Below are 24,069 nucleotides of genomic sequence, written 5' to 3'. Positions count from 1 at the left end.
AAAAACCGCCTGAAATAATTGATATGTTTCAGGCGGTCCATTTATATTTTACGTAAAATACAACATGTCTAACGAATGTCTCTAATTGTTTGATGTTATTCTACAAATGGTTCTTCTCCCAATGCTTGTTGCGCGGCTAGATTGATCATATTCCATTGGCGATCAAAACCTGGTTGGAAGAAAAAGTCAGCTTCTGCTAAATCTTCGATCGTCAGTTTTTGTTGGATCGCTAGCGCTAGTACGTTGCCTTGAGCAGTCACATCATAGGTAGATAAAACAGCTCCGCCAAGGACTTGATGTGTCATTGGGTCAAAGAATAATTGGATTGAAACTTTCGTGTTCCCATATTCTTCAGGTACATATTTAGGACGAATAGTATCTTCATAATAAGCTGTGCGAATGGCTACGCCTGCTTTTTCTGCTGTAAAACTATTCAAACCACTAGCTGCAAAGTGATAATCAAAAACACTTAATGCCGAAGAACCTACAACGCCTCCAAATGGTTGGCTTGGTGTATCCTCAAATAGATGTTTGACTACATATCGTGCTTCTCTTCTTGCCACTGTTGCTAGTGCAATCGGCATTTTTGAGCGGGCAGGTATCGAATAAGCAAGGGTTGCATCCCCTACTGCATACACATCAGGTAAATTGGTTTGCAAATATTCATCGGTAACGATCCAACCACGATCATCTAAATCTACGACTCCTTTTAGCCATTCCGTATTCGCTTTGACTCCAGCTGCTTGAATCACAAGATCTGTCGCGATTTCTTCATCTGCTGTTTGAATCGCAGCGACTTGTTGCTCACCAGTGAAAGCAGTGATTTTCGCACCCGTCACGACTTTGATACCCTTTTCTTTTAAATGTTCGGTTAAAATATCCGTCATTTCCGGATCTAAATAAGTGCCTAATGGTCGATCAATCACGTCTAATAACGTCACTTCTTTCCCTGCTTTTTGAAAAGCTTCAGCGGCTTCGATCCCGATATAGCCTGCACCGATAACAGCTACATTTTTGATCGCTGGATCAGTTAATTTATCTTTGATTCTAGTAGCCCAATCGTACCCACGCATCAAATAAACGTTCTCTAAATCTGTTCCTGGTACTGGCAATGAATTTGGTTTTACTCCTGAGCTTAAGATCAATTTATCATATTCATACTCTTTGGTACTCTTATCTAAGATACTAGTCACCGTTACTGTCTTTTGGTCTGCATGAATCGCTTTTACTTCATGATTGTTTAAAATGTGAACATTGGGTTGTGGAAAGTTTTCTGGTCTGAAATTTCGTACATCATTAACATCTGTCACTTGGTCCTCTAAATATAATTCCATGCCACATGACATGAACGAAACATAATCCCCTGCTTCAAATAAGGTGATATCGACATTTTCACCATATCTAGATAGCAATTCTAAAATCGATTGATGTCCGCCATGAGATGCGCCGACAATAATAACCTTTGTTTTCTCCATTGATGAAACCTCCTTGTTCAATTATTTAGAATAACTCTAAACAATTCAAACATAACACTCGATTTTTTATAAATCAAAAGAAATGCCCAAATATTGGACAGAAAAAATAAGACTTTCTCTATTAAGTTTTTGACTTAAATGTTCCTCTTTCAATCAACAAAACAAACAAAAAAATGAAAAACTTCGTTCAATAAAACGAACGAAGCTTTTCATTTTTTTGATTATATATTAGCTAAAAAAAGGCGAATCCGTTGGCAAGCTTCCGTAAGTTCTGCCAAACTACTTGCATAAGAAATCCGAATATAGCCTTCACCCTCTGGTCCAAAAGCTGAACCAGGGATACAGGCGACTCTGCCTTGTTCTGCTAACTGTAAGCAAAACTCCCAAGAATTTAGGGTAACTTCTTTTGGCAGTTTACAAAACAGGTAAAAGGCGCCATCAGGTGGTATGACTTCAAACCCTAACTCACTTAATTGACCTAAAAGATAATCTCTTCTCTTCGCATACTGTTCTTTCATTTTTTCCCCATCATACATTCCGGTAGTAAGTGCCTCAACCGCAGCTTTTTGAGCCATCGTAGTGGCTGAAGTGACTAAATATTGATGGACTTTGATGATTTCATCAATCACATATTTTTGAGCAAAAATAAAGCCGATCCGCCAGCCGGTCATCGCATGAGATTTGGATAAACCGCTAATCACAATTGTTTGCTCCGGAAGATAAGACGCTGGCGAAACATGGTCTCCGACATAATTCAACTCTGCATAGACTTCATCGCTGATCACGAAGACCGATCGTTGTTTGATGACTTCAGCTAATTTTGCCATTTGTTCTGAAGTTAACAGTGTTCCTGTTGGATTGCTTGGATAGTTCAAGATAATTGCTTTGATCGAGTCGCCATAAGTAGCAAAGGCTGCTTCTAACTGTTCTGGTTGGCAAATAAAGCCTGTTTCTGACGTATCGATCGTGATCAATTCCGCTCCAGCAAGATCCACTATCGGCTGATAACCAGGATAAGCAGGCGCGGGAATCAATACTTTGTCGCCTTCTTCTAAAATCGCTAGTAAAGAAGCAGCGATTGCTTCTGTGGCACCAACTGTCGTTAGTACTTCAGTTTGAGGATCGTATACCAACCCATAACGTTCTTTTTGAAAGAAACAAGCAGCTTCACAAAGTTCGGGTAGTCCCCTCATCCCCGTATAATGGGAATAATTTTCTTCAATAGCAGTGATCCCCGCCTGTTTAACATGTTCGGGTGTTGGAAAATCAGGCTCTCCTAAGGTTAACTTGATGACATCGGGGATAGCAGAAATTTGTTGGTCAAAACTTCTGATTTGTGACACTGCTATTTTTGCAAGCCTGTGATTAAAACGATTGGTTAAATTCATGTGGTTTTCTCCTTTTTATCACTTCTTTGTCACTGATCCTTTTTTAGCAAAAGTCCTTTTGTATGAAGGATCGTTTGATACCAAGCGACACCCTTTTCTAACACAGCCATATCAAAATCAAATCGTGCATCATGAAGTGCTGGTGTATCACCGACACCGAGAAAGAAAAAAACACATGGATACTTCTGGGTATAAACACCGAAATCCTCTGCTTGCAAGACCGGTTGTTCAAGCTCATGTAATTTTTCTGATTGCTTCAAGGCTGTATATATGTGAGGATCATTGATGACCGCTGGATATCCATCATTATAACGGAATTGGATCGATACCTGCGAATTTTTTTGAAATTTCTCTGCTAAATCAGCCAGTTGTGCTTTGATCGAATCTTGGATTTGCTGATCATAAGAACGAATGCTGCCTGAGATAGTCACTTCATTTGCTAAAACATTTCGAATCGTACCACCAGTGATCTGCCCAAATTTTATTAAACGTCGCCATTCTTTAGGTAAAGATTGTTCCAACTCGTATACTTCATTCATAAAACCAACGGCACCTCGGATACTGTCGATCCCTTGTTCACTAGAGGCAATATGTGCAGACCTCCCTTTGACAATGATATCTGTTTCACTACTTTGTGCCATAAAGGCGCCCGATCGTGAATAGATCTCGCCTTTGGGAAGACCTGGCCATAGATGAAACCCAAAAATTGCTTGGACTTGATAGTCCTCTAACAAGCCTGTTTGAATAACACTTTCCGCTCCGCCAGATATTTCCTCCGAAGGCTGAAAAATCAGAACAACGTTGTACATTAACTGTTCTTTATGATCTGCGATATATTCCGTTAACCCTAATAACATCGCCATGTGTCCATCGTGACCACACGCATGCATCATCCCTTCATGAGTAGAAGCAAAGGGAAGATTTGTTTCTTCTTGGATCGGTAAGGCGTCAATATCTGTCCGAAAAGCAATCGTTTCGTTTTGTTGATGATCAAAATAAAGCAATAAACCAGTCTCGCCGATTTCATGCAGGACTCCCCCAAGATCCTTGATTTGTTCATGCAAATACGCTTTGGTTTTAAATTCATGAAAGCCGATTTCAGGAATTTGATGTAACGCCGTGCGATGTTTTGCTAACATCGACATTCACCATCCCTTCATAGAGCCCTTTAACGACTGTTTCATATTCTTCATTTTTTACCCCAATGATCAAGTTTAATTCTTGTGCCCCTTGGGATAAGATCGATGTCCGAATCTCTAGTTGATTTAAGATGGATAAGACTTTGCCAGAAAGTCCAATCAGTTCTTTATGTGGTCCGCCAACAACTGAGATCAATGCCAGATTCTCGATAATTTCGACTTCCTCGACACCCAAATTTTCTTTTAACTCTTTGGTAATCAAAAATAATTGATCTGCAATGGCTTCTGCTGAAACGACTACTCCAATATTGTCGATCCCCGAAGGAATGTGTTCGATCGAGATACCATGATTCGCAAAGACACTCATTGCTTTCCAAATAAACCCGATTTCATCAGACATATGTCGTTTAAATAGTGTTAGCGAAAGAAAATCTTTTTTTCCAGCAATCCCTGTTAAGCCATTTTCTTTTTCGACTTCTTTGCTGGAAATTCTAGTGCCTTGCGCCTCTGGATCGTTCGTATTTTTTATTTGAATCGGGATACCTGCTTCTTGTACTGGGAAAATAGCTGATTCATGGAGAACATTTGCCCCCATATACGCCATCTCTCGTAATTCTCTAAATGAAATTTCTTTGATGATTTTTGGCGTGTCAATGATTCGTGGATCAGCCATCATAATCCCGGAAACATCCGTCCAATTCTCATAACAGTCGGCATTCAATAGTTTGGCTAAGATTGCGCCAGTGATGTCGCTCCCACCTCGCCCCATCAATTTTTCTTTTCCAACTGGATTAGCACCATAGAATCCTGGGACTACTAGTGGGCCTTTTTCTTGATAAATAGTTATTATTGCTTGTTTCGTCCGTTCTTCATCGATCTCACCCGTATAATCAAAGAAAATCAGTTCTTTCGCATCTATAAACGTATAACCAACATATTCAGCTAATAACTTCGCAGTGAGATATTCTCCCCGACTGACCAAAAAATCCTGTGAGACTTTTTCTCGCTGTAATTTTTTTTGGATCTCTAACAATTCATCTTCAATCGGAAAAGTCAACGACAAGACATCTCTCACTTGAATGAATCGTTCACAGATCCTTTCCCACAAAGGTGTCCAGTCGACTCCATGATGAAGATAGGCATGGATCAAATACAAGAGATCCGTGACTTTGTCATCTTCTTTTGTTCGTTTTCCTAAAGCGGAAACAACGATCACACTTCGTTCAGAGGCAGCTAAAATAATAGATTTTACCTTTTTGAATTGTTCTTCATGAGCCATCGATGAGCCACCAAATTTTGCGACTTTCATTGGATCACCTCCCTGATTGGTGATAACAAGGCAGAGGCGATTTGTACAGCATTCGCAGCTGCGCCTTTACGGATATTATCCGCTACGGTATACAGCAACAGCCCATTTTCCAATGTAGGATCATGCCGGAGTCTGCCGACGTATACCTCATCTGTTCCTTTAGCAAGGATACTGGTCGGATAACTATGGTTGGGCAAATCATCCACGACTGTTATTCCCGGAAAATGTTGCAAACATTGACGGACTGCTGCAAGTGAAAATGGCTGCGCCAACTGGACTGCGATTAAAACACCATGACCAACTTCGATGGGGACACGTACACAAGTAGCCGAGACAGGTAAGTTAGGCAAATGTAGGATCTTCCTTGTCTCAGCCATCATTTTGTGTTCTTCTTTCGTATACCCATCGTCCAACGGTGCATCAATTTCGGGGATGACTGTTTGACTGATATCATGCGGATAAAGCGAAGGTTCCTGCCCTTTTTGAGTGGCGTGAAGATCAGTTAGCCCTTGTTGCCCCGAACCAGAGACCGCTTGATAGGTGGAATAGTTCACGCGGTTGACACCAAATGTCTGTTGCAATGCCTTTAACGGTAAAACGGCTTGGATCGTGGAACAGTTTGGATTGGCAATCAATCGGTTCATTTCATGATCTGCTAGATTGACTTCTGGAACGATCAACGGAATCGCCGGATCTTCTCGCCAAGCAGAAGAATTATCAATGACGACCAACCCATGTTCTCTAGCAAGTGGCGCAAATTCAAGTGAAATTTCTGCTCCGGCTGAAAAAAGCGCTAAATCATACCCGTCAAATGATGTCTTTGTTAATTCTTCTACTGTGTATTCTTTTCCCTTAAACACACAGATTTTTCCAGCTGAACGCTTGGATGCTAATAATTTCAAACGACCTACTGGAAAATCATATTCTGCTAACACGTTCAACATCGTTTGACCAACTAAACCAGTTGCTCCAACGATACAGGTATCTATTTTGCGCATCTTTTTCATCCTCTCTATAATTCCCGTAATGCAGCGATCAATGCGGTGTTTTCCCTCGTTTGTTCGTCTTTGATTTTTAATACTCGGGCAGGTGTTCCACCCACTACGGTATCAGCGGCTACATCTTCTAAAACAACTGCTCCAGCCGCTACGACTGCATTTTTGCCAATACGGACACCTTCAACAATGACAGCATTCGCACCAACCAAGACACCGTCTTCAACCACCACTGGTTGAGCGGAAGCCGGTTCGATCACACCCGCCAACACTGCACCCGCACCAATGTGACAATTTTTGCCGACAATCGCTCTTCCGCCTAAGATTGCCCCCATGTCGATCATCGAGTTTTCCCCAATCTCCGCACCGATATTGATGATCGCTCCCATCATGATGACCGCATGATCACCGATCGTTACTTGATCCCGAATAATTGCTCCTGGCTCGATCCGAGCATTGATTTCTTTTAAATCAAGCAGAGGTATGGCACTATTTCTAGCTGTTTCTTCTATTTCGATCTCAATGATTTTAGCGGATTCTTTTGCGAGGGTTGGTGCGATTTCTTGGTAATCACCGAAAATAATTTGGCTATTCCCCTGACCAAATACTTTACACTTTTCAAATTTAATTGGTTCAGTGACATTTAAATACACTTTAACCGGTGTTTTTTTATCAGCTGTTTGAATCAAACGTATAATTGCTTGTGCGTCCATTTGCTTTCTCTCCTTTATCCACCTAAAGTATCTGCTAATTGATAGTATCCAGCTGGTTGATTGCTTAACCAAAAAGCTGCACTTACTGCTCCTTCTGCAAAAATCTGATTGGAAAACGATTCATGTTTGATTGATAATACTTCATCCGTAGATGCAAATAAAACTTCGTGCTCTCCAGGTACAGAACCAATACGTAAACTGTGTACCCCGATTTCATCGGTTTTTCTAGGTTGATCTTTCCATTGGAAAACAGGCGATAGTTTGCGGACTTCTTGCATACTAGCGAGTAGTGATTGAGCCGTTCCAGAAGGCGCATCTTTTTTTTGGTCATGATGTTTTTCAATCAATTCGATTTGCCATGTTTTCAATAATTCAGTAGCCTGCTTCACTAATTGATTCATGACAAAAATCCCTAAAGAAAAGTTCGTACTGTATAAAATGGGGAAACGTTGCCCAAACGCTTCGATTGCTTGGAATTGTTCCTCACTATAGCCAGTCGTTCCGATCACGACTGGAAGTTGGTGTGCTGCTCCATAATCTAGCACTTTTTCCAAATTATCTGCGTGAGAAAAATCAATAAGGAGTGAGATATTACTCGGAAAAGATAAAGTAGTCGCTTCTTTAAGGGAGACCTTTGGAAAAACGACCTCATGTTCATAAGATTCAATGACTTCTTGGATTTTTTTGCCCATTCGTCCATGTCCGACTACACCAATTTTCATACCTGTTCTCGTCCTTTCATAGGTAATAATTCCTGTAATACTCCTCGCTTGTCCTCAGACAGAGGAACAAGTGGTAGCCGTAACACACCTGAAGGAAGAGCCATCATCTCCATTGCGGCTTTTATTGGGATCGGATTTGTTTCACTAAACAAGGCATGGATCAATGGTAAGGCAGTTAATTGGATTTGCTGCGCTCGTCGAAGATTCCCTTGCTCAAACGTTGCGACTAATTCATGGACTAATCTAGGCTGGATATTAGCCCAAACACTGATAACCCCACTTCCACCCACACTTAATATCGGCAAAATAGCATCATCGTTGCCACTATAAAGGACAAACGAGTCTGTCAAAAGACGACCAACTGCCATCACATAAGCAAGATCACCTGATGCTTCTTTGATCCCGCTGATTTGTGGATGTGTCGCTAATTTTTCCAGGACTGGGATTGGGATCGTCATTCCAGTTCTAGATGGTACATTGTATAAAATGATCGGTCGTGGTGATTGGTCAGCAATTGCAGTAAAATGCGCCAACAAACCTGCATCACTTGTCTTATTATAATAAGGCGTGATCACTAACAATTGATCCGCCCCAATCGCTGCTAAACGTTGGACTCTTTCAATTGTTTTTTTCGTATCGTTTGTTCCTGCGCCTGCGATGACTGGGATTCTTTTATTTACTTTTGCTACTGTAAAACGTAGAATCTCCTCTTCTTCTTCTGGCGTTAACGTCGAAGATTCCCCAGTTGTTCCTAACACTAACAGGCCATCTGTACCTTCTGAAAGATGAAACTCAATTAGTTTCTCTAATCCTTGATAGTCAATTTCGCCAAGCGCATCCATCGGTGTAATCAATGCAACGATCGAACCTTTAATCATACGACATCTCCTTTTGTGACCATTCATGAACAGCTGGTCCCGTCATTTGTATTTGTGTCTCCCCAGTAATCATTAACTCTCCTTGCTCTAAGTGAATCATGGCCTTAGCACTTGCTAAGTATCCATGATCTCTAGCTACAACATAAGCCGCACAACAGCCAGTACCACAAGCCAATGTCCAACCAACGCCACGTTCATACGTGCGTACGATCAGTTCCTGTTCATTGACTCGTTGGACAAAATTAACATTGGTTTTTTCTGAGAATAATGGATGGTGACAAATCTGTTCCCCTAACGCTTTCATTTGTTGCGCTTTTGCATCCTCTACAAAAACAACGGTATGGATCGTGCCCATAAACAAACTAGTTAGCTGGACATCCACTTGTCCAATACGTACTATTTGATCCACGATAGGTTCTGTTTGATTGACCGCTAACTTTTCTGTCGAATAATCGGGTTGTCCCATCTGAGCGGTACAATAAAAAGGTTCTTCTGTCAAAATTTCAATGGAAATCACACCCGCTAATGTGTGTACGTCGAAAGGTGAAGTTTCTACCATAGCTTTATCCCATACATGCCGAGCAAAACAACGAATCCCATTCCCACACATTGGCGCCTGACTGCCATCTTTATTGAAATAAAGCATCGTTAAAGGTTGCTCTCGAACGACAATCAACCCATCTGTATCAAAACGATCCTGTCCACACCACTTGCTGGCTAATTGGTGATAATCGATACCTTCTTCATAGTCCATTAAGATAAAATCATTGCCGCAACCATTATATTTATGCAGGATCATTGAACTTCACCTCGCAATAAATCCTCATATTCTTGCCTACGTACCACTAATCGAGCAGTTTCACCGTTGACGAATACCACAGCAGGCGTCAAGGCTCGGTTATAGTTGCTACTCATTGAATAACCATAAGCGCCTGTGGCATATACCGCTAATATATCTCCGGGTTCAGCGATAGGCAAAAGAGCTTCTTGAATAACCACATCACCTGACTCACACATTTTCCCAGCGATCGTGACTTTTTCGGTTTTCTTTTCCCTTAATTTGGTTGCCAGATCACATTGATAGCTCGCTTGATAGAGTGCTGGACGGATATTATCGGTCATTCCCCCATCGACAAAATAATATTTTTTATTTGGCGTTTGCTTAATAAATCCTACCGTATAAAGCGTCGTTCCTGCTTCCCCAACGATACTTCTTCCGGGTTCGATCAACAATTCATTGATTACTAATCCTTGTTTTTTTAAAGCTTCTTCCGTAAAACGTACTAATTCTCGAACAGATTCTTCAATGGGCAATGGCTGATCACTTTCGGTATAACGAATACCGAATCCTCCCCCAAGATTTAGCGAAAGTACTTCATCAAAATCTTTAAGATAACCAATCAGTTTGTGGATTTCTGCTATCCAGGCCGATAATTCAAAAATCTGCGAACCAATATGTGCATGAAAGCCTTCTAACTGTAAAAATTCACTACCCTGAATAAATTGGATCGCTTTTTGACACTCTTCACTTTCATAGAGTAGACCAAATTTTGAATCAATATGAGCGGTAACGACATATTCATGCGTATGTGCTTCGATCCCTACATTCAACCGGATCATTACCTGGAGTTCTTTTTGATATTCTTGGCTAAGTGCGACTAACAATTCAACTTCCATGAGATTATCCGCTACAAAATGAACAAGTCCATTTTCGATAGCATAACGGATTTCCGCAGGTGTTTTATTGTTTCCATGAAAATAGACCTCTTCCATTGGAAAGTCAGCACACACAGCTGTATAAATCTCGCCACCACTAACTACATCTAAACCTAATCCTTGTGATTGAATCAGTTTTAACATGGCAACGGTCTGAAATGCTTTTGATGCATATAAAATCTTTGTCTTAAAATGATCTGATTGAAATCCTTGTTTAAATGCCTTGATGTTCTCCACCATTTGCTTCTCATCGTAAACATAAAGGGGTGTTTGATATTGTTTTACTAATTGACTAACAGGAATTTCACCGATCATTAATTCTGACATTCGAGACTACCTCTTTTCCGCAATGTTTTTTAAAATTTCTCTCATTAAGATTTGAATTTTATTTGAATAATATTAAACAAATTCTCAGTGATTGTCTACTATATTCATAAATTTAATAAAAAAAAGTGCATTCATACATTTTTTTGTATAAATACAAAACTAGCGAATAAAAGATTAAAAAACAATGAATATGCTCATAAATCTCACTATTTCAATCATACAATCTAGTGAAAGCATCTGCTCCATCAAATAAAAATACGTTTGGTTGCGATCATTCCATCGAAACCAAACGTATTTTTTAATTTAATCCTTCGTTGTAAAAAGGAGAGCTATTCCTTTGTTCATCAAAAAATTCATGCTTAAATTGATTTTATTTAAACCACATACCCAAAGTAAACGGCTAAAAACATCAATGATGCACCTAACATCACAAATAAGTGCCAAATAACATGTGTGAATCTCTTACTTTTCATGCTATAAAAAATTGAGCCGATCGAGTAAGCTAACCCACCAGCGACCAATAAAAGTAAACCGGTCAAATTGATGTTTTGATAAAGTTTTGGTAAAACAATCACGATTCCCCAGCCCATCACATTATAAATAATCGTTGATACTTTAGAAACCTGACTGGCTTTCGCTAAAGTCAAACACTTGTAAATGATCCCGATAACTGCTGTTGCCCAGATTACACTAAGTAATAGTACACCAGAAAGTCCCTGAACGATTAACAGGCAAAAAGGCGTATAGGTCCCGGCAATCAGTAAATAGATCGAACAATGATCGAATATTTGAAACACTTTTTTTGCTTTTGTAAAAATCAAGCTATGGAACAACGTAGAACTGAAAAAAAGCAAAAACAGCGAACTGCCATAAATGATAAACGCAACATAATCGAGGGTTGAATGAGCTTGTTCCATCAGCAAGTCAAAACAAATGAGACTTAAAAACGCTGCAATTCCATGGGTGACGGCATTCAACACTTCATTCACTATTTGATACTTCCGACTAAATTCTACTTCCATTTTTGTATTTCCTCCAATCATTGATGCCTTCTTCTTATAAACCTATTATATACTGTTTGTAAGACTTTTACATCTAGTTTTCAAAACTATATTAAAACTTAATGTTTAAAATAGCAAATGAAACACACTATCCCGACCACTAGCAATCCAATCAATACGAATCCAAGAATCAAAAGAGATCGTTTTTTTTGGCTATCGATTTTCTTGACTTCTTTTTCAATGTCTTGATCTTCATAGGGAATACGGTGTCCTCGTACCAGCAACCGGTGACTATTGACCATATAAGGGGTACATGTTAATAATGTAACTAAATCCTGCCCTTTTTCAATCATCAGATCATCAAGAGCTGTAGGCTCAATAATTTTGATTTGATCCACTTGATACGCTAATTTACCATTCTGACTTTCGATAAAAAACAAATCGTTTTTCTCTAGTTGATCTAAATCCGTAAATAGTTTGGCTTTGGGTAATCCACGATGACTAGAAAGAACGGCATGAGTACTTTCACCCCCAACTGGATAAGAGGTTCCTGCCAATAAAGAGGCACCTTTTTCCAGAAAAAAAGAAGTCGTTTGGTCAAAAATCGGTAGTCGCACATTGATTTTCGGGATTGATAACACACCAATGGTATGTTTTTGGAACGTTGATTGTGTTACCTTCTCCGGTTCTTCTTCGGCGAATGGGTCAGAGCCTGGGGAAGAATTACTTTTTGCAAGTTCTCGATTTTTTTCTAGATATTCTTGTTGGATTTTCTCTAACTCTTCTGTCTTTTGTTGTTGTGCTTGTTGTTGGTATTTTCTAATGATTTGCTGATCCAGGTAATCATTGATACGATCACTAACAAAAGGATACATAAAAATTACGATTCCTGTGATGAATAACAAGGTCATGAAACTATCCAAATATCGCCGCTTTTTGTTACTCATTGATCGTCATCCTTTTTTGACTAGTTTTTCCTTTTAATGATGGGATTTTTTTATTTTTACAAAATAACCAATTCCCATGATTAATAAGATCGTACCAATTGTTAGGTAAAGGTAAATCCCTTTGCCACCTGTAGAAGGTAATGTTCCTTTATGCTTGTTTGGTACCTTTTCTGGTGAAATGACTTGTCCAGACAAATGATAAGATTGTTCATCGACTACAAATGAAAGGCGGTTGGTCAACTGTACATAACTTTCTGGTGCCTTGATTTCTTCTAAATAGTAGGTTCCATGAGCTAATCCAATGATGGTAATCAACCCATCTTTTTCAGTAGTAAAAACAGTCGCTTTTCCTTGCTCTTTCGTCCAATTAACGGCTTTCGTTTGAGGATCAATCAACAAATAGTTCGCCTCACTTGAATCTTGGTCTCGAACGACAAAGCTAGCACCTGCTAACGGTTGGTTTGTTGAAACCGCTCCATCAACTTTGATAAACTGCTTACCACCTGTAACTACTTCAACAGTTGGTGGTGTTTGGTCTTTCGTATAGTCGTTTTCTACATTTGCTTCATTTTGGTATCCTGTAGTTGGATTTGCTTGGTCATTCAAATACATATAATAAATAAATTTCAATGTTCCTCCAGGCGTTAAAGAAGGAATATACGCTGGATCAACTGCCACCGTAAAGCCATTTTCTTGCTCAATCACTGTATAATGACTTGGATCGATTGTTGTTTCTCCATCGTAAAGTGCATAGCCATTGGCGCCATTGACTGCATGATGAAAAGTCAATGCTGCATCGTGTTGATCGATTAAATTGAATTTCGTGTATTTGTTCATTGAACCTTCTTTATCAGCAATTCCTTCGGGAAGATTGACCTTGATTTCATACTGGATCATTTCGCCAATTGCTACATCTTTGCCATTTAATTTTGGCGTACTTTTTTCAACTTTTGATGTATCATTTTTAATCGTTTTTTCAACAGGTGTTTGATTATTTTCGGTAATTTCAAATGCTGTTTTCGTTTGACTCTCAATCAATGCGGCGTTATCTGGTGCCTTCACTTCTTCCAAAAGGTAGTGGCCAACTTCTAACCCGTAAATTTCCATCTGACCTTTTTCACTGTTTTCTTCAATGAAGTCAGCTGTTCCGATATGATACGTTTTCCCAGTCAAAAAAGATTTAGCAGCGGTTTGATCAGTTGTCCAAGTATAAAGCCCGTCTTTCACACTATGAAGGTATTTTTTTACTGCTCCTTCGGTTTTTGAAATGTTAAAGACTGCGCCATTCAATGGTTCATTTTCGGCTGTCCCCACTTTTTTGACTTGCAATACCCCATTATTAGAAACAAGATTTTTAGGATATAAATGAATCGTGTCTAATTCTTCTGTACCATACTGATAAGAGCCGTCTGGTTGTTTGATCATTTCATAAACAGGAAAAGCCAATACCATATTGCCAGCTGCGACTACCCCTGCTTTCGGTTCTTCTTTGATGACATAAACCGCATCTTTTCCGTTTTGAGATTTTGGCAATTCCAGCGTTACGCTTCCTTGTGCATCTGTCGTTCCCAACGTGATAGGTTCTCCAGGAGTCAGCTCTTGAACTGCTTGTTGCGCTTCTTCGACTGATTTACCATTATTTCGTTGTTCATAAAATTGATTCGTTACATTATAAACAGTAAATGATACATCTCCTAGACCTTGATATTGGTCAAACTCTGTCATCTCTTTCCCACTGTTTTGAATAACATTGGGTAAAGAAAGTGCTTTTTTCTTATGCAAGATCACTTGTGCAACTTCTTGATCGGTAGCTGCAAAGACAGGCGATTGCCCTACCCAGCTACCTAAAACAGCTGATAACACGAATAATATTCCCCAACAAATGTCGATTGCTTTCCACTCTTTTTTCATTTATTTTCACCTTTCTTTCTCCATTTCCACAGACTGATACTAACTAGTATTAGCCCAACGATGACATAAAACTGGCTATTTTTTTCATTTGTTTTAGGCATCAAACCGAAATCTGCTTTACGATTCTTTACCTTCAAAGGATCCGCCTGTTGTCCGTTTTGCTGAAACGAATTTTTTTCAACTACAAAAGGAATTAGCTCTTCACTTTTGATATAACCTTTCGGTGACTGGATCTCTTCAAGGTAATAATTCCCGTCGGTCAACCCTCGAACTGAAAAATTCCCTGATTGGTCGGAAGTTAGTCTATACGCTCCTTCACTACTCATTCGCCAAGTAACGCCTTCCTTCGTTTGATGAAGGTATTTACCTCTTTGATTTCTTACTAGAAATACAGCGCCTTGTAGAGGACTTTGATTTCGACTATCAATTTTCAAAAAATGCTTTCCTCCCGTACGGATGGCAGTTGATCGTTGGAGGTACTCACGTTCTGTAGTGACCGTGACGTTATTCTTCAATTCCTCGTCTATAATTGCTGTCGCTGATACTTGCATCTGATAGGTAATCGAAAGTGGTTGTCCAACCATTTTTTGGAGTGTCTCTTTAGCCAATGTCAATTCAAAGCCATTTTGATGAGAAACCATCTTATACCCGGAATGTATTTCTTGTCCGCCAATTTTGAGTTTCCATGTATCAGGTAAGAAGAGCAAATGATCATCAGCTTCATCAATGAGTTGATAGCTTTGACAGTCAGAAACAATGGTATCTACTGTATAAGTGACGATTTCACCAAACGAAACACTGGAATCTCCTTGGATCTTTTTTTCCAAAAAAGAAAGTGGAGTCGTTTCTTCGTTCTTAGGATATAAATGAATCGTCTTCAATTCTTGACCTTGCTCATTATTAATTGGGAGTACCACAACTAAATTGGCTGATTTTTCTTTGACGTTTACTGGTGTCTTCGTTTCTTGAAAAAGATACACTTGATCTCTTCCTTGTGCATCTTGCTTTGGTAATTGAAATTGAGCGATACCAGCTTCGTTACCAACGGTTTTGGTGATTTGTTCTGTTACAAACGTTCCGATCTCTTGTCCCTTTTTTGCTAATTGTTGTTGCGCTGTTGTGACATCGATCCCTCGTTCTCTCAATTGATAGAAAGAAGCTGTGACATCATAAACCGAAAAACTCACCTCATTTAGTCCCTGAGCTTCTTGGAAGAATACTTGCTCTTCACCCGTATTTTTTTGTGGATCAGGTAAATTCCCTTCCGTAAACAGAAGTTTATGCAAGATAATCTGTACTTGCTCATTCGAAGATTGATTCGGAATATTTTGAGCCGCACTTCTTTGCGATCCAATCGTCAACAACAGCGGAATGAGGAACAAGATATACCAGATTCTTTTTTTCATTACGCCACGCCCTTTCTTTGTTTTTTGAAAAAGGCAACGAAACATGTGCTGCTTATCGCAAGGAAACCAGCTAAATAGAACCAGATACGACCCATTCCGCCAGTCTCAGGTAAAGGAACTTTGACTTGATTGGTAATCGTTAACGTAATTTGATTATTTTCGTCTCCAGCTACTAATCCACTTTCTTGTTTGGACCCATCCACGGTCACTGTTCCATCTTCCTTCACCACGATCAAGACTGGCTTTTTCAATCCTTGATACCCATCTGGTGTTTTGGTTTCCGTTAACGTGTAAGAACCAGGTTGAAGGTTTTCAAATGTAAATGTATCCGTTGATTCACCTGCTTGAGGTAGTTCGACACTTGACCCTTCCCCCTCTAGTTTAAAGCTAGCCCCTTTTAATGATTGCCCGTTATCTTGTTTTTTATAGACCGTAAGATTAAAAGGTTTGAGATGGTTTTGATGCTGTAATGTCCACTGCGGATCTACCTCAACATTTTCATGTTCATAGTGGATCGTGCCATATTGATCAATCGTCCATTCATAATTCCCAGCAATCGTATCATAGCCAACGGGTCCCTTCGTCTCTACCATTCGATATTCTCCTGGTTCCTCTAATGTAAATTGAGCCAGTCCCGTTAGTTCCGATACTTTTGTCGCTACTGTTCGATAACTATCAGCAGCATCTTTTTTCTGTAATTCAAAAGTAGCACCTGCTAAGTGGACTTTTTCTGACCCATGAAGTGTATATTTGTGAATCGCCAAAGGAATTTTTTTGAAAGGATTTTCGATCGTTAGAAGAATCGCCTGTTCCTCGATTTTTGCGGATTGTCCGTCAATCGTTACCTTTCCTTCGGCTGATACCGCAATCTTCCAGGTGTTTTTTTGAGCAAGTTCATGTCCGTCTGGTGCCTGTACCTCTGTAAGCGTATAGGTTTCCCCTTTCATTAATCGAACATCAGCAGGCAAGTGATAACTGCCATCTTTGTTATCAATCAAGCGGATCGTTTTAGATTGACCAGTTAATTCGAAAACTGCTCCTACAAGATTTTTTGCTCCAGATGAAGAATGTTTGGTGATGTTCAAATCAAATGGTGTAAACTTTTTAGTATTTTTCCAAGTCGTATCGTTGACTTTAGCAGCCTCATAGCCTTCAACGGTCATTTCGTTACTTGCTTGATAGTTAAACGCTTGTCCTTGGTTATTAAATTTTGGCAACATCATGTTTTCTTGATAGTCAGTGCCATTACTTGCTGAGAGTAACTTGATGTCTTCACGTCTCCAAGTTCCCTCGGTATCATTAGTTGGTTTATTTAACTGGATAAATCCAGTTTGCCAACTATTTTTATCTGTTGTTGGCGTTCGTTTTATTTCATAAGTGATTTGATCTGGTCGTAGGCTAGTATCATGATCATATTCTTCCCATTCTTTTGCGAAAGACAATGTTACGCCTGGTGCTTTTGCGGAAGGAACGCCAAATTCAACAATTGTTGAAGCATCCGCCGTCGGTTGCAAGGTTGTTTTTTCATTCATTTGGTACCATACATCGGGTTTAAACGTTTTACTTTCAGTTTGGATTCGTACCTGATAATGGATTTGAATTTCCTGATCTTTCCCTAAATATAGTTGATTGCTTTGGATCGTTGAACCAGAAATACCAATCGTAGGCATTACTGCGACAGCATTTTTCCCTACATCTTTGATCGTGAGAGTATTTTCTTCGTAAACAAAGGGTTGAGCAATCGGATCAATCACTTTTCCATTACTGATGGTTCCAGCAATATGGACCGCTTTTTTCGCTAAATAATCAGAAATATCTGTGGCGCGATCAGCCGATTCGTAATAGAATTGACCAGATTCATCCGTTGATACCATTCTCTTCATATTTGTTTCCACATCAGCTTTTGATAAGCCAGCTGGAATATCTGATTGCAATTGGATTCCTAAGCCATGGATCTTGATTCCTCGTTCTTTCAACGCTAATGCTTCGCCAATCGTCGCTATAAACGTACTCCGAATTTGCTTCTCTCGATTGTTTTGATCTGGAACATCGTAATATCTATTTAAAAGAGAAGTATTTCCGGCTCCTTCTCGTACATCACTAAATTCAGTTCCATAATAACTACCATCTTGTTCTGTAAACACTTTGTTCACGTGATAGGAGTAGGTTGGCACACCATCCGTTAATAAAACAATCACTTTTTCATGATTAGTTTGTTCAGCCAACATCTCACCAGCTTCTCTCAACGCTTTTTGAGTAAAGGTTCCCCCTTGTGTCGTTGAAGGAGTGATCGCTTTAATCTGATTTTTTACAGAATTGAATGAACTTAGTGGGATTGAACCGTTGTTATAACCCACACTAGAATACCCAATATAGCCAAGATTGATTTTTTCAGCTATACCACTATGGTCAAGGGTATCTACAAAACTATTGACCCCTCGTTTCACTTCGGCTAAACGATTGTCTTCATTCATACTACCTGACCAATCGACTACTAATACAACGTCTACAGGTGAAAACTCTTTTTGAACGTTCCCACGTACATTTAAAAAAACATCGTATAATCCTGGTGTAGTCGTTTCTCGTGCATATTTACGAATAGCATAAGAGGATTCTTCTCCTGTTCCCCCGTATTCAATATAAGAATTTGACCGATTAGATGGGTCGCCATTCCATGACGTCACACCATCCCACTGACCATTTTGATTTCCTTGATGATTGAGAACCGTTTCGTTTCCTGTCGGCTGCCACGCTGCTTGTGGGTAGACCCCAGTAGAATCGTTGGTATAATTTGGTACGATAGGTGTGACAATTTGTTTATTATTTCCAGCAGAAAAGAGAGCGGGAAATTCAAACGGACGTACAACCTCTTCTTTTGTCTCTTCTTCAAGATCTTGTCCCTTTGCTTGCTGCTCTTCATTTCCTCTTTCTGTTGATCCCTTTGTGTCTGCTTCGTTAGATTTAGTCGATTGCTCCGTTGTTTCCGGCGAAGTTTCCTTATTACTTTGTTGCTCTAATGTATTATTTTCCAGAAACTTAAATGATTCCTTCACAATCGGCGTGAGTGCGTTTCCTTGCTCATTTTCTGCCGTTTGTTGTTCCACTAAAACTTCTACGTCAACTGACTGATTCTGCTTGATGCCTGCAAAAATCCACTTCTCGTGATACTCTTGCTTGAAAAATTGGCTAGTTGTGAGCCATTTTCCACTAGTTTCATTAAGGTATTCCGTATATTCAGTTGTTGGAATTGGCAGAAGCATTTCTTTTGTTTCTGAATCAATAACCCGTACCAAGTATCTATGTCCTTGGTCATTCTCAGAAAGCCCTAATTCGACGGTCAATTGTTCCGCAGATTGATGAGCTTGGACTTGGCCATATTCATTAGCCATTATTTCCATAGTAGCCTCATTACTTGCTTCGACAAGTTTCCTATTCTGAAAGAAAAAATTGAGTACAACAATGATTCCTAAAGACCCTAACAAAAAGAATAATTGTTTCTTTCTCATAGATATCCTCCTTAAAAATTATTTAAAATTCAGTTAGATAATATAAAAAAAGAGAAAAAACCTCTATTTTTTCTCTTTTTATTCTCATTCAATTTTTAAGTGGATTTTTTAGTTATATTAAATCTATAGAAGATATGTAAATAAGAAATATATCTATAAACGTTATGTTATTTTTATATAATGATGTAGTTTATATTTTCAAAATAACCGATCAAATAGACTTGGATTTGAAACACTGACTTTCTTCTCATTTCTACAATTATTGAAAAAATATAAAAATCTGAGATACATATTTACAAGATGATAAAGATAAGTTAATAATAATAATACTAAATTAGAAAAGATGGTGATTTATTGATCGAGCAATTATTGTTAGATGATCATTCGCGAGGAAAATTAGCTGTTTATGGTCAACTATTGACGTTATCTCCAGGAGAGCACTTGATCGATAACCTAAGAGAAAACTTAGAAACAACAATCAGTATGGTTAAACTAAAAAAAATCCTTGTTTCTATTCAAGAAGACTTGGCAAAGATAAGTAATAAACAATTATTAACGGCTAAAAATAAGTTGATCATTCGTGAAAGAATGATCCATTACAATCAATATCAAAATTTTTTAACCACACAAAGTATCCCTTATCAGTTATTGCTTAGTATCATCAAGAAGCAAGATGAAGATCTTGCTTCTTTTTGTCAACGCAACTATATTAGCCGTTCCACTTGTTTTCGCCAAACCAAAAAATTAGCGCAGTATTTTAAAGACTATCATATCACTATGAACTTAACGAACTTAACACTAACAGGTTCGGAAATGCTGATCCGGATTATGTTTTTTAACTTTTTTTGGTTTGTTTCATTAGGTGAAAGTCTAGATGATCTCTATTTTAGCGATGATTTAAAAGCACTATTTGAGTTATACGAAGCGGAACACCTGAAAGATAAATATGCAATCGGCAAGAAGCAAGCTATGCTCCATTGTAAAATCAATCTTTTACGAATTAAAGAGGGTCATTTCACTGATATTTATGAATTAACTCCCACTTCTTTTATCCCTAGTGGAACAGATCTTGAATTTTTTTATGATTTCTTTCAACTTGCTAATTTGAAGCTCGATATTTTAGAAATCAATTCCCTTTTTTATTTGTTCTATTATTGGCCTTTTCTAAATTCCAAATCAGATGTCCAATTACCAATCGTTGAACATTCTTATCTGCAGGCGAACAACCATTTAAAAAAAGTCTTGGAAGAGTTTGAAACGCATTGTCAAAAATATATTAGTAATTTCAACTTTCATGAAGAGCCTTCCCTTCATGCGAATATCTACCTTTCATTGTTGAATTTTACTGTATTCAAACAAAAAATCCCTTTAACAACCTTTTTTATTTCTACGTATATCCAAAAGAAATATCCTATGATCCAAATTTTAGCTACTAAAGTCGAAAGTTATTGGAAAAAGATTGCGAATCGTAAAAACTTCCTTTGGTTAAAAAATTGTAGTAGTGAATTAGCTTTCATCCAAGCTTGTTTACTTTATCCGTATTATACCAAGCTGGAAGAAGACTATAAATTGAAAGTTGGCTTTATCAACGTTTCAGAATACTTGATCACTTATGAGATATTTAATCTAGGTGAAAAGATTCCTTTTATCGAGATTGAAAAAGCCCATCTGCCACTCACGAAACAGTATGATTTTTATATTATTGGTTCACCCTTGCTTATTCCTCCAGAGCTAGACCCAGCAAAATATGCGGTCATTGATTTTTGTCGTTACAATGATTTTGAAACGGCATTGTATCAACGACTTTCACATGCCCACCATGAAAAATTAAAAAAACAGCTATAAATAAAGGCTTTTGCTCAAGTATCCTACTGGATCTTGAACAAAAGCCTTTATTGTTATTTTGATGCACGTTTTACGTATGTGCCTTCTGTTGTATTGATTTCAAGTAGTTCATCTGTTTCGATGAAGTCTGGAACGTTAACGACTAAACCTGTTTCCATTGTAGCTGGTTTACCAGAACCAGTCACGGTTGCTCCTTTAATTGAAGGTTGTGTTTCAACAACACGCAAAACAACCGTTGTTGGAAGTTGAACACCAATCACTTCGCTGCCGAAGAATTGAATTTTTACTTCCATATTTTCTAAAATATATTTCATTTCTTCTTCTACAGTCTCTACTGGAATTTCATATTGTTCATATGTTTCAAGATCCATAAAGAATGCTGTGTCGTCCATTGTATATAAATATTGTACTGGTTTCGTATCAATATGTGCTTTTTCAAACTTTTCTTCTGGTCGGAAAGTTGTGTCATATGTTGCTCCTGAACGAACATCTTTTAGTTTCATACGCATCACAGTGTTTCCTTTACCAGGTTTGTGGTGGCTTGCGTCTAAAACTTTAATTAATTTACCGTCTTGAACAAATGTCATACCGGCTCTTAAATCACTTGCTGAGATCATTATTTTTGCTCCTTCTTAACTTAATCATAATCAACTTTATTGTATCAGACAACCGCTTAGAAAACTAGGGAATTATCTATTTTTAAGTTTTACTCTTTGACTTTCTCGTTTAATCATGCTATTTTTAATGAAATTCATTTTTGGAGGGACTTCACATGACAAACAGCAAATCAAAACAAATGAATATTTGTTGTTGTATGGTGCATAAAAGCAGCATACGATTTGTCATGTCTATTAATAGCCCTTCATAAATTGGTATTGCCTTCTTCCGTTTTCCAATACTTATTTCATGATTTTTTCAAGGAGCTGATTTAATAGTCAGCTCCTTTTTATATTCTATTTTTTTAGGAGGGAATTATGATCATTACAACAATCACCGAAGCAATTGGTTCCACCCCGTTTTTTAAATTTACTGCTAAAGATTATCCTATGCCCCAACATTCAGCTATTTATGCAAAATTAGAGTATCTGAACCCCGGCGGAAGTATCAAAGATCGACTCGGTCATTATCTGATCCAACAAGGGATTCAAACCGGACAGATCACAAAAGAGACAACAATTATTGAACCTACTGCTGGTAATACTGGAATTGGTTTAGCATTAACTGCTTTAAGTTATTCTATCAAAACAATCTTTGTCGTTCCTGAAAAATTCAGTATGGAAAAACAACAAGTGATGAAAGCATTAGGTGCAACAATCATCCACACACCAAGTGAACTGGGCATCGTTGGTGCGATTGAAAAAAGTAAAGAATTAGCGAAAACCATTCCTCACAGCTTTCTACCAATGCAATTTGAGAATTGGGCGAATCCCATGGCCTATTATCAGACGATCGGACCGGAAATTAGTCAAGAACTTACAGAACCAATCACTAGCTTTGTAGCGGGGATTGGTAGTGGCGGTACATTTGCGGGCACCGCTAAATATTTAAAGGAACAAAATGCAGACATTCGTTTAATTGGTGTCGAACCAGAAGGCTCAATTTTGAATGGTGGTACTGCTCATAGTCACAAGATCGAGGGAATTGGCGTTGAATTTACCCCACCATTTCTTTCTGGAATCACCATAGATGGTTTTGAAACGATTTCTGATCAAGAAGGCTTTGCTTACACGAAGCGACTAGCCAAGCAACAAGGAATACTAGTTGGCAGTTCTAGCGGCGCTGCTTTTGCGGCAGCCTTACATGAAGTCCAACGATTACCTTTAGGAAGTTCAGTGGTAACTATTTTCCCAGATGGAGCAGACCGTTATTTGTCAAAAGGAATCTATTCATAAAAACAAATAGTCGTTTTGTCCGAAATCCAGATATAAAAAATTAGGAGGAACAAATAATGCATATTCAAACAAAACTAATACACGGCGGAATCAGTGAAGACCCTACTACTGGAGCAGTTAGTGTTCCGATCTATCAAACATCCACTTATCGACAAAATAGCGTGGGAAATCCCAAGCAATATGAATATTCTCGTTCTGGGAATCCCACACGTTTTGCCCTTGAAGAATTGATTGCTGAGTTGGAAGGTGGAATCAAAGGATTTGCTTTTGCCTCTGGTTTAGCCGGTATTCATGCAGTCTTCTCTCTTTTTCAATCAGGAGACCACATTTTATTAGGTGATGATGTTTATGGTGGTACTTTTCGACTCTTTGATCAAGTCCTAACCAAAAGTGGTCTGGAATATACAATTGTCGATACGAGTGATTTGGCACAAGTAGAGCAAGCCATTCAACCCAACACAAAAGCACTTTATTTAGAAACACCAAGTAACCCGTTATTAAAAATCACTGATCTCCAAAAAAATAGTCAACTAGCAAAAAAACACCAACTGATAACAATTGTTGATAATACTTTTGCCACCCCTTATTTCCAGAGACCACTTGACTTAGGGGCAGATATCGTCTTACACAGCGGAACAAAATATCTCGGAGGACACAGTGATCTCGTTGCAGGTTTGGTTACTACAAATAATGAAACCTTAGCGGATGCTATCGGCTATTATCAAAATGCCATTGGCGGTGTATTAGGGCCACAAGACAGCTGGCTACTTCAAAGAGGAATCAAAACATTAAGTGTACGAATGGCAGAACATCAAAAAAATGCTTTTGCGGTCGCACACTTCTTAAAAGAACGCCCTGAAGTTGAACAAGTCTTTTATCCTGGTTTGGTCACTCATAAA

General features: G+C 38.6%; 19 protein-coding genes (1 of these 19 running past the window's edge). 3 read left to right on the top strand and 16 right to left on the bottom strand.

Features of this window, described 5'->3' with window-relative positions:
* Positions 1 to 95: 95 nt before the first annotated feature.
* The 15 genes from IGJ18_RS01675 to IGJ18_RS01605 all read right to left on the bottom strand — a co-directional run bounded on the left by IGJ18_RS01675 (position 96) and on the right by IGJ18_RS01605 (position 19,433).
* The gene (locus IGJ18_RS01675; RefSeq protein ID WP_010738534.1) at positions 96 to 1,475 is read right to left on the bottom strand and encodes an FAD-dependent oxidoreductase; all 1,380 of its coding nucleotides are present in this window, start codon (positions 1,473 to 1,475) and stop codon (positions 96 to 98) included.
* A 221-nt stretch (positions 1,476 to 1,696) separates the two neighbouring features.
* Positions 1,697 to 2,863: a pyridoxal phosphate-dependent aminotransferase gene (locus tag IGJ18_RS01670; protein WP_207433237.1), complete on the bottom strand. Its 1,167-nt coding sequence runs from the start codon at positions 2,861 to 2,863 to the stop codon at positions 1,697 to 1,699.
* Between the two features lie 29 nt (positions 2,864 to 2,892).
* A complete protein-coding gene (locus IGJ18_RS01665) occupies positions 2,893 to 4,002 on the bottom strand; it encodes a M20 family metallopeptidase (RefSeq protein ID WP_438842779.1) in 1,110 nt (369 codons plus the stop codon).
* Positions 3,962 to 5,311, bottom strand: a complete 1,350-nt coding sequence (locus IGJ18_RS01660; protein ID WP_053765847.1) for an aspartate kinase — start codon at positions 5,309 to 5,311, stop codon at positions 3,962 to 3,964. The genes IGJ18_RS01665 and IGJ18_RS01660 overlap by 41 nt, the downstream gene beginning before the upstream one ends.
* A complete protein-coding gene (locus IGJ18_RS01655) occupies positions 5,308 to 6,309 on the bottom strand; it encodes an aspartate-semialdehyde dehydrogenase (protein ID WP_438842778.1) in 1,002 nt (333 codons plus the stop codon). The genes IGJ18_RS01660 and IGJ18_RS01655 overlap by 4 nt, the downstream gene beginning before the upstream one ends.
* Before the next feature lie 14 nt (positions 6,310 to 6,323).
* Complete coding sequence (dapD, locus tag IGJ18_RS01650; RefSeq protein WP_438842777.1) at positions 6,324 to 7,019, bottom strand: 2,3,4,5-tetrahydropyridine-2,6-dicarboxylate N-acetyltransferase; 696 nt, start codon at positions 7,017 to 7,019, stop codon at positions 6,324 to 6,326.
* Positions 7,020 to 7,033: 14 nt separating this feature from the next.
* Positions 7,034 to 7,741, bottom strand: a complete 708-nt coding sequence (gene dapB, locus IGJ18_RS01645; protein ID WP_438842776.1) for a 4-hydroxy-tetrahydrodipicolinate reductase — start codon at positions 7,739 to 7,741, stop codon at positions 7,034 to 7,036.
* Positions 7,738 to 8,619 (bottom strand): 4-hydroxy-tetrahydrodipicolinate synthase, encoded by an 882-nt coding sequence (gene dapA, locus IGJ18_RS01640; RefSeq protein WP_053765850.1) that lies wholly within the window; start codon positions 8,617 to 8,619, stop codon positions 7,738 to 7,740. The genes dapB and dapA overlap by 4 nt, the downstream gene beginning before the upstream one ends.
* The gene (gene dapF / locus IGJ18_RS01635; RefSeq protein ID WP_053765851.1) at positions 8,612 to 9,418 is read right to left on the bottom strand and encodes a diaminopimelate epimerase; all 807 of its coding nucleotides are present in this window, start codon (positions 9,416 to 9,418) and stop codon (positions 8,612 to 8,614) included. Before dapF ends, dapA begins: the two co-directional genes overlap by 8 nt.
* A complete protein-coding gene (gene lysA, locus IGJ18_RS01630; protein WP_088745662.1) occupies positions 9,415 to 10,662 on the bottom strand; it encodes a diaminopimelate decarboxylase in 1,248 nt (415 codons plus the stop codon). Before lysA ends, dapF begins: the two co-directional genes overlap by 4 nt.
* Before the next feature lie 374 nt (positions 10,663 to 11,036).
* Positions 11,037 to 11,684, bottom strand: a complete 648-nt coding sequence (gene trhA / locus IGJ18_RS01625; protein WP_025480259.1) for a PAQR family membrane homeostasis protein TrhA — start codon at positions 11,682 to 11,684, stop codon at positions 11,037 to 11,039.
* A gap of 98 nt (positions 11,685 to 11,782) precedes the next feature.
* Complete coding sequence (locus IGJ18_RS01620) at positions 11,783 to 12,610, bottom strand: class C sortase (protein ID WP_438842775.1); 828 nt, start codon at positions 12,608 to 12,610, stop codon at positions 11,783 to 11,785.
* A 33-nt stretch (positions 12,611 to 12,643) separates the two neighbouring features.
* Positions 12,644 to 14,521, bottom strand: coding sequence for a SpaH/EbpB family LPXTG-anchored major pilin (locus IGJ18_RS01615; protein ID WP_438842774.1), 1,878 nt, complete (start codon positions 14,519 to 14,521; stop codon positions 12,644 to 12,646).
* Positions 14,518 to 15,927 carry a SpaH/EbpB family LPXTG-anchored major pilin gene (locus tag IGJ18_RS01610; RefSeq protein ID WP_438842773.1) on the bottom strand — a complete coding sequence of 470 codons (1,410 nt, stop codon included), beginning with the start codon at positions 15,925 to 15,927 and terminating at the stop codon, positions 14,518 to 14,520. Before IGJ18_RS01610 ends, IGJ18_RS01615 begins: the two co-directional genes overlap by 4 nt.
* Positions 15,927 to 19,433: a SpaA isopeptide-forming pilin-related protein gene (locus IGJ18_RS01605; protein ID WP_438842772.1), complete on the bottom strand. Its 3,507-nt coding sequence runs from the start codon at positions 19,431 to 19,433 to the stop codon at positions 15,927 to 15,929. The genes IGJ18_RS01610 and IGJ18_RS01605 overlap by 1 nt, the downstream gene beginning before the upstream one ends.
* 354 nt (positions 19,434 to 19,787) lie before the next feature.
* Here IGJ18_RS01605 and IGJ18_RS01600 point away from each other — a divergent pair, with 354 nt between their 5' ends.
* Positions 19,788 to 21,278, top strand: a complete 1,491-nt coding sequence (locus IGJ18_RS01600; RefSeq protein ID WP_096709643.1) for a helix-turn-helix domain-containing protein — start codon at positions 19,788 to 19,790, stop codon at positions 21,276 to 21,278.
* Between the two features lie 53 nt (positions 21,279 to 21,331).
* Here IGJ18_RS01600 and efp read toward each other — a convergent pair whose 3' ends face one another.
* On the bottom strand, positions 21,332 to 21,895 hold the full coding sequence (efp, locus tag IGJ18_RS01595) for an elongation factor P (protein WP_010720208.1): 564 nt from the start codon (positions 21,893 to 21,895) through the stop codon (positions 21,332 to 21,334).
* Between the two features lie 357 nt (positions 21,896 to 22,252).
* Here efp and IGJ18_RS01590 point away from each other — a divergent pair, with 357 nt between their 5' ends.
* Positions 22,253 to 23,170: a PLP-dependent cysteine synthase family protein gene (locus IGJ18_RS01590; RefSeq protein ID WP_438842771.1), complete on the top strand. Its 918-nt coding sequence runs from the start codon at positions 22,253 to 22,255 to the stop codon at positions 23,168 to 23,170.
* Between the two features lie 56 nt (positions 23,171 to 23,226).
* Positions 23,227 to 24,069 carry the 5' portion of a cystathionine gamma-synthase gene (locus tag IGJ18_RS01585; protein ID WP_081127634.1) on the top strand. The gene runs 306 nt beyond the window's last position, so the window shows 843 of its 1,149 coding nt (coding positions 1-843); the start codon lies at positions 23,227 to 23,229; its stop codon lies beyond the right edge, outside the window.

The organism is Enterococcus sp. AZ078, assembly GCF_051714985.1.
GTDB classification, from domain to species: Bacteria; Bacillota; Bacilli; order Lactobacillales; family Enterococcaceae; genus Enterococcus_B; species Enterococcus_B hirae.
Note: the sequence above shows the minus strand (reverse complement) of the source record. Positions and strands in the feature narration are given on the sequence as shown.

What these genes read in the sequence shown, in the direction of transcription:
- IGJ18_RS01675 (WP_010738534.1), bottom strand. Translation starts at nt 1,475, where the DNA reads ATGGAGAAAACAAAGGTTATTATTGTCGGCGCATCTCATGGCGGACAT.
- IGJ18_RS01670 (WP_207433237.1), bottom strand. Translation starts at nt 2,863, where the DNA reads ATGAATTTAACCAATCGTTTTAATCACAGGCTTGCAAAAATAGCAGTG.
- IGJ18_RS01665 (WP_438842779.1), bottom strand. Translation starts at nt 4,002, where the DNA reads ATGTTAGCAAAACATCGCACGGCGTTACATCAAATTCCTGAAATCGGC.
- IGJ18_RS01660 (WP_053765847.1), bottom strand. Translation starts at nt 5,311, where the DNA reads ATGAAAGTCGCAAAATTTGGTGGCTCATCGATGGCTCATGAAGAACAA.
- IGJ18_RS01655 (WP_438842778.1), bottom strand. Translation starts at nt 6,309, where the DNA reads ATGCGCAAAATAGATACCTGTATCGTTGGAGCAACTGGTTTAGTTGGT.
- dapD (WP_438842777.1), bottom strand. Translation starts at nt 7,019, where the DNA reads ATGGACGCACAAGCAATTATACGTTTGATTCAAACAGCTGATAAAAAA.
- dapB (WP_438842776.1), bottom strand. Translation starts at nt 7,741, where the DNA reads ATGAAAATTGGTGTAGTCGGACATGGACGAATGGGCAAAAAAATCCAA.
- dapA (WP_053765850.1), bottom strand. Translation starts at nt 8,619, where the DNA reads ATGATTAAAGGTTCGATCGTTGCATTGATTACACCGATGGATGCGCTT.
- dapF (WP_053765851.1), bottom strand. Translation starts at nt 9,418, where the DNA reads ATGATCCTGCATAAATATAATGGTTGCGGCAATGATTTTATCTTAATG.
- lysA (WP_088745662.1), bottom strand. Translation starts at nt 10,662, where the DNA reads ATGTCAGAATTAATGATCGGTGAAATTCCTGTTAGTCAATTAGTAAAA.
- trhA (WP_025480259.1), bottom strand. Translation starts at nt 11,684, where the DNA reads ATGGAAGTAGAATTTAGTCGGAAGTATCAAATAGTGAATGAAGTGTTG.
- IGJ18_RS01620 (WP_438842775.1), bottom strand. Translation starts at nt 12,610, where the DNA reads ATGAGTAACAAAAAGCGGCGATATTTGGATAGTTTCATGACCTTGTTA.
- IGJ18_RS01615 (WP_438842774.1), bottom strand. Translation starts at nt 14,521, where the DNA reads ATGAAAAAAGAGTGGAAAGCAATCGACATTTGTTGGGGAATATTATTC.
- IGJ18_RS01610 (WP_438842773.1), bottom strand. Translation starts at nt 15,927, where the DNA reads ATGAAAAAAAGAATCTGGTATATCTTGTTCCTCATTCCGCTGTTGTTG.
- IGJ18_RS01605 (WP_438842772.1), bottom strand. Translation starts at nt 19,433, where the DNA reads ATGAGAAAGAAACAATTATTCTTTTTGTTAGGGTCTTTAGGAATCATT.
- efp (WP_010720208.1), bottom strand. Translation starts at nt 21,895, where the DNA reads ATGATCTCAGCAAGTGATTTAAGAGCCGGTATGACATTTGTTCAAGAC.
- IGJ18_RS01590 (WP_438842771.1), top strand. Translation starts at nt 22,253, where the DNA reads ATGATCATTACAACAATCACCGAAGCAATTGGTTCCACCCCGTTTTTT.